Genomic DNA, 4,206 nt, shown 5'->3' with positions numbered 1-4,206 from the left:
GCGGCGCAGCGGCGCGGCGGCCAGGCGCGCGCGGCGCCAGGCGCGGGCGGTCTGCTGGCGACGTCGCGTGCGCCCCGGCTGCAGACGAACGTCGGCCTGCTTGCCGCCCGATTGGCGGCTGCAACGTTGTTGTGCGTCCAAAGAGATTGCGATCATCGCGTGGCCCTCCAGCGTGGATGGGCTCAATTTCATCGCGAATCGGGTCGGGAATCGTGACAGAACTGCAAACGTCGGACCACGCCAAAGGGTCGGATGCCGCGCCGGGCGCGGCTTCTGGCGGGCGCGGCGGATTTCGTCGGGCGGCGCGGGACGCGATCCTCAGTTGTGCCATCGATCGGCGCGCGCCGCGCCAATCGTCTGAGGAGAGCTTCCCGGCTCAGGCCGCCTGGGTGTGGCGGCGCTTGATCAGGGTGACGCGATTGATGCCGTTGACGTGGTCGTGGCTGACGATGTCGCAGCTCTCGCGAATGATGAACAGGCCGAAGCCGCCTTCCGATTCGCCCGAGAAATCGGGCTTCAGCTCCGGCGGCGGCGTGAAGGGCCGGCCGTCGTAGACGAATTCGAGCGTGGCCAGCTCCGGGCCGGTGGTGCAGACCACCTCGATCGGGCCGTCGCCGGGGCGCGAATCGTGGCGCACCACGTTGCTGGCGAGCTCGACGGCGGCCAGCGCGAGCGAGGCCGCGTCGTCGTCGCCGAGGCCCGCCGCCGCGTGCATCGCCACGAAGTTGCGCAGCGTCTGCAACTGCGAGAGCGTGCGCGGCATGTCGAGCCGCTCGCGGCGCGTGTTCGGTTCGCCGTCGGGCAGTTGCAGCACCAGCATCGTCATGTCGTCCGGAATCCGCGCGCTGTTGGTGAACGCCTCGACGGCCGCGCGCATGCCGCGCACGATCGTGCCGGGCCGTCGATGGGTCGGCACCAGCGCGCGCAGCGTGGCCGCCAGCCGGTCCAGGCCGAAGCGCTCGCCGGTGTCGTCGACGGCGTCGGTCAGGCCGTCGGAGTAGAGCACCACGGTGTCGCCGGGGCCGAGCCTCACGCTGTCCTCGAAGATCTCGGCCTCCTCGATCACGCCGAGCGGCGGATGCTGGTTGCGCAGGAATTCGGGCGGCGCGTTGCCGCGGAACAGCATGGTTTCCTCGTGCCCGCAGCCGACCCAGGTGGCGGTGCCGCGCACGCGGTCGATGCGCAGGTAGCAGAGCGTGACGAAGCTGTCGAGCGCCTGCAGGCGCGCGTGCATGGCGCGCTGCGAATGCGCCACGATGCGCGCCGGCGAGGGCCGCTCGGCACCCGGCTCGCCATGCGCGACCAGCTCGGCGATCGAGCGCGAGAACTGCATCTTCAGCGCGGCGCCCAGCAGCGCGGCCGGCACGCCCTTGCCCATCGCGTCGCCCACCAGCAGGTCGAAGCAGCCGTCGTCGAATTCGAACAGGTCGAAGAAATCGCCGTTGATGCCGCGCGAGGCCAGGTTGAAGCTGGCCAGCAGGCAACCGTGCACGGCCGGCGGCAGGTCGCCGATCAGCAGGCCGCGCTGGATCCCCGCGCCGAGTTCGAGCTCGGCGCGATGCGCCGCCTTCAGCTCGCGCTCGCCGGCCACCTGCAGGCTGATGTCGGTCTGGATCAGGAAGGCGTGCTTGGTGTCGTGCGAGGTGTTCATGATCGGCACCAGCGTGGACGCGGTCCAGAACAGCGAGCCGTCGCGGCGCCGGTGCACGAGCTGGCCGCTCCAGGGCGCGCCCTCGCGGATCAGCTCGGGCAGCCGGTCCACCACCAGGCCGCCCGAGGCGTCGTCGGGGCGCAGCAGCCGGTAGGACTGGCCGACCAGTTCGTCGCTCGGGTAGCCGCTGACCGAGGCCAGCATCGAGTTGGCATAGAGGATGGTCCCGTCCGGTGACAGGATGCTGACGATCGCGTGCTCGTCGAGGGCGTTCTTCAGGCCGCGCAGGTCCGACGAGGAGTCGCGGTACTTGGCCAGCAGCTGGGCGCGCTCGTGCGCGACGCGCTTGGCCTCGGACAGGTCGCGCACGGTGCAGAAGTAGTACAGCTCGCCGTCCACGTCCACCGGCGCCACCGAGATCTCGGCCGGGAACACGCGGCCGTTGGCGCGCCGCGCGTTCAGTTCGAGCCGGCGGCGCGGCGTGGCCGAGCGGTCGTCCTCGCCGGGCAGGCGGCGATCGCGCATCAGCTCGTGGATCTCGTCGGGCAGCAGCGCCTCGCCGGGCTGGCCGATCAGGTTCTCGGCGCGATAGCCGAAGATGCGCTCGGCCTCGCGGTTGAATTCCACCACGTGCCCGAGCGCGTCGAGCGTGACCATGCCGTCCATCGCGCTGGTCAGCACCGCCGTGTTGCGCGCCTCGCTGCTGGCGATCTCGCGCATCAGCTGGCCCAGCGCGGCGATGGTCAGCGCGTTCTGGCGCAGGCTGCGCGAGGCCGCGGTGCAGAACACGCCCCACAGCAGCAGCGCGCCGCCGCTGCCGAGCGCGACCCAGCGCGCGATCACGGCCCAGGTGGCGAGCGCCCGCTCGGCCGGGGTGGCCACCACCGTCACCAGCGGCCAGCGTCGCGCGGTGCGCCAGGCGCCGATGCTGGCGGTGCCGTCGAAATCGAGCGCCGCGAAGCTGCCGCTCTCGGCACGCGGCAGCAGGTTGCGGAACAGCGTGTGCGCGCCCAGCGCGCCGGCCTTGTCGAGCGGCACGCCGGTGGTCACCACCGGCGTGCCGTCGAGCGTGTAGAGCCCGGCCGAGCGCGAGGCGTCGCCCAGCAGCATCTGGAAGCTGGTCTTGAGGTAGTCGGGATTGAGCGCGACCACGATGCGGATCACGTCGCCGTTGGGCGTCACGCTGGCCCGCGCGAGCGGCAGGAAGCGCAGCGGCAGCGGATTGCCGGCGCCGGCCCGCGCACCGCGCAGCAGCGAGGAATCGGCGAGATCCCGGCCCGCCATCGGCCGGCCGATCGCGAGATCGCCGTCGGCGACCGGCACGCGCGGGCCCGGCAGCCGCGCCAGGTCGAGATGCGCGCCGAGGTTGGCCGGGTTCGAGCTGGCGAACACCTCGCCCTCGCTGTCGACCAGCGAGACGCTGCGCAGCATCGGCGTGCCGGCGATGCTGCGCGCCAGCATCAGGTTGGCGAAGGACGTGCCGCGCAGGTCGCGCGTCTGCAGCGTGCTGTCGATCGAGCGCGCGATCGAATTGGCGGTGCTGGCGGCGCGCGCGCCCTGGTCGTCGAGCGCGCGCGCCAGCATCTCGGCGCTGCCGCGTTCGTCGTCGATCGCGCTGCGATGCTCCCACCACGCGAAGCTGCCGGCCGCGCCGATCAGCAGCGCGCCGACGAGCGCGCCGCCGACCAGCACCGAGCGGCTGTTGAGCCAGGCGGGGAGCTGCGCGGTGTGATGGCCGATGATCGCTTCGATTCGTTTCACTGGAGCAGCATGATGTCGGTCAGGTGATGGCGGCGGGCCGCCTCGGCGAGCCGGCCGTCGCGCTGGATGCGCGCGACGAAGGCGTCGACCGTCTGCAGCCAGGCGTCGTCGCCGGGGCGCACGGCATAGGCATAGGGCATCGGATGGAACGGCCGCGGCGGCGCCACCAGGCGGGCCCAGTCGGCATTCTCCAGCAGGCGGTGCGCATACGGAAGCCCCGCCACCAGCACGTCGAGTCGCCCTGCCTGCAACTCGTCCTCGCGGTTCACGCGCGCGTCGAGCACCACCAGGGTGGCGCGCTTGAGGGTGGCGCGCAGCAGCGGCTCGATCTGCGAGCCCTGCTGCACGCCGACGCGCACGCCGGGCCGGTCGAGATCGCCCCAGCCCGGCACCACCTCGCTGCCGCGCGAGGCCACCCCGACGATGCCGCTCGACAGGTAGGGACGGCTGAAGCGCAGCATCTCGCGGCGCGCCGCGGTGGCCGCCACGGCGAGCATCGCGACGTCGCAGCGGTCGGCCAGCAGGTCGTCGGCGAAGCGGTCGAAGGAGGTGTCGACCATCACGATCTGGGCGCCGAGATCGCCGGCGAAGGCGGCCGCCAGGTCGACGTCGATGCCGCGCGGCTCGCCGGTGCGCGGATCGCGGTAGGTGATGCCGGCATCGTTCTGCGACAGGCACACGCGCAGCGTACGGGTGGCGTGCACGCGATCGAGCACGGCGCCCGCGCTGGCGTCACCGCAGGCGGCGGCCATCACCAGCAGCGCCGCCGATCCCGCCGCCGCCCGGCGCAGCGC

General features: G+C 72.4%; 2 protein-coding genes. Both read right to left on the bottom strand.

Annotated elements, in window-relative coordinates:
- Window positions 1–376 precede the first annotated feature (376 nt).
- Entirely contained in the window at window positions 377–3,412 is a 3,036-nt protein-coding gene (locus F3J18_RS38415) for a SpoIIE family protein phosphatase (protein WP_166916844.1), read from the bottom strand.
- On the bottom strand, window positions 3,409–4,206 hold a 798-nt coding region (locus F3J18_RS35805), incomplete at its 5' end, for an ABC transporter substrate-binding protein (RefSeq protein ID WP_345892546.1). The genes F3J18_RS38415 and F3J18_RS35805, both read right to left, overlap by 4 nt.

This window comes from Burkholderia sp. Ax-1720, from assembly GCF_011753035.1.
In the GTDB taxonomy this organism is placed as follows: domain Bacteria; phylum Pseudomonadota; class Gammaproteobacteria; order Burkholderiales; family Burkholderiaceae; genus Burkholderia; species Burkholderia gladioli.
Note: the sequence above shows the minus strand (reverse complement) of the source record. Positions and strands in the feature narration are given on the sequence as shown.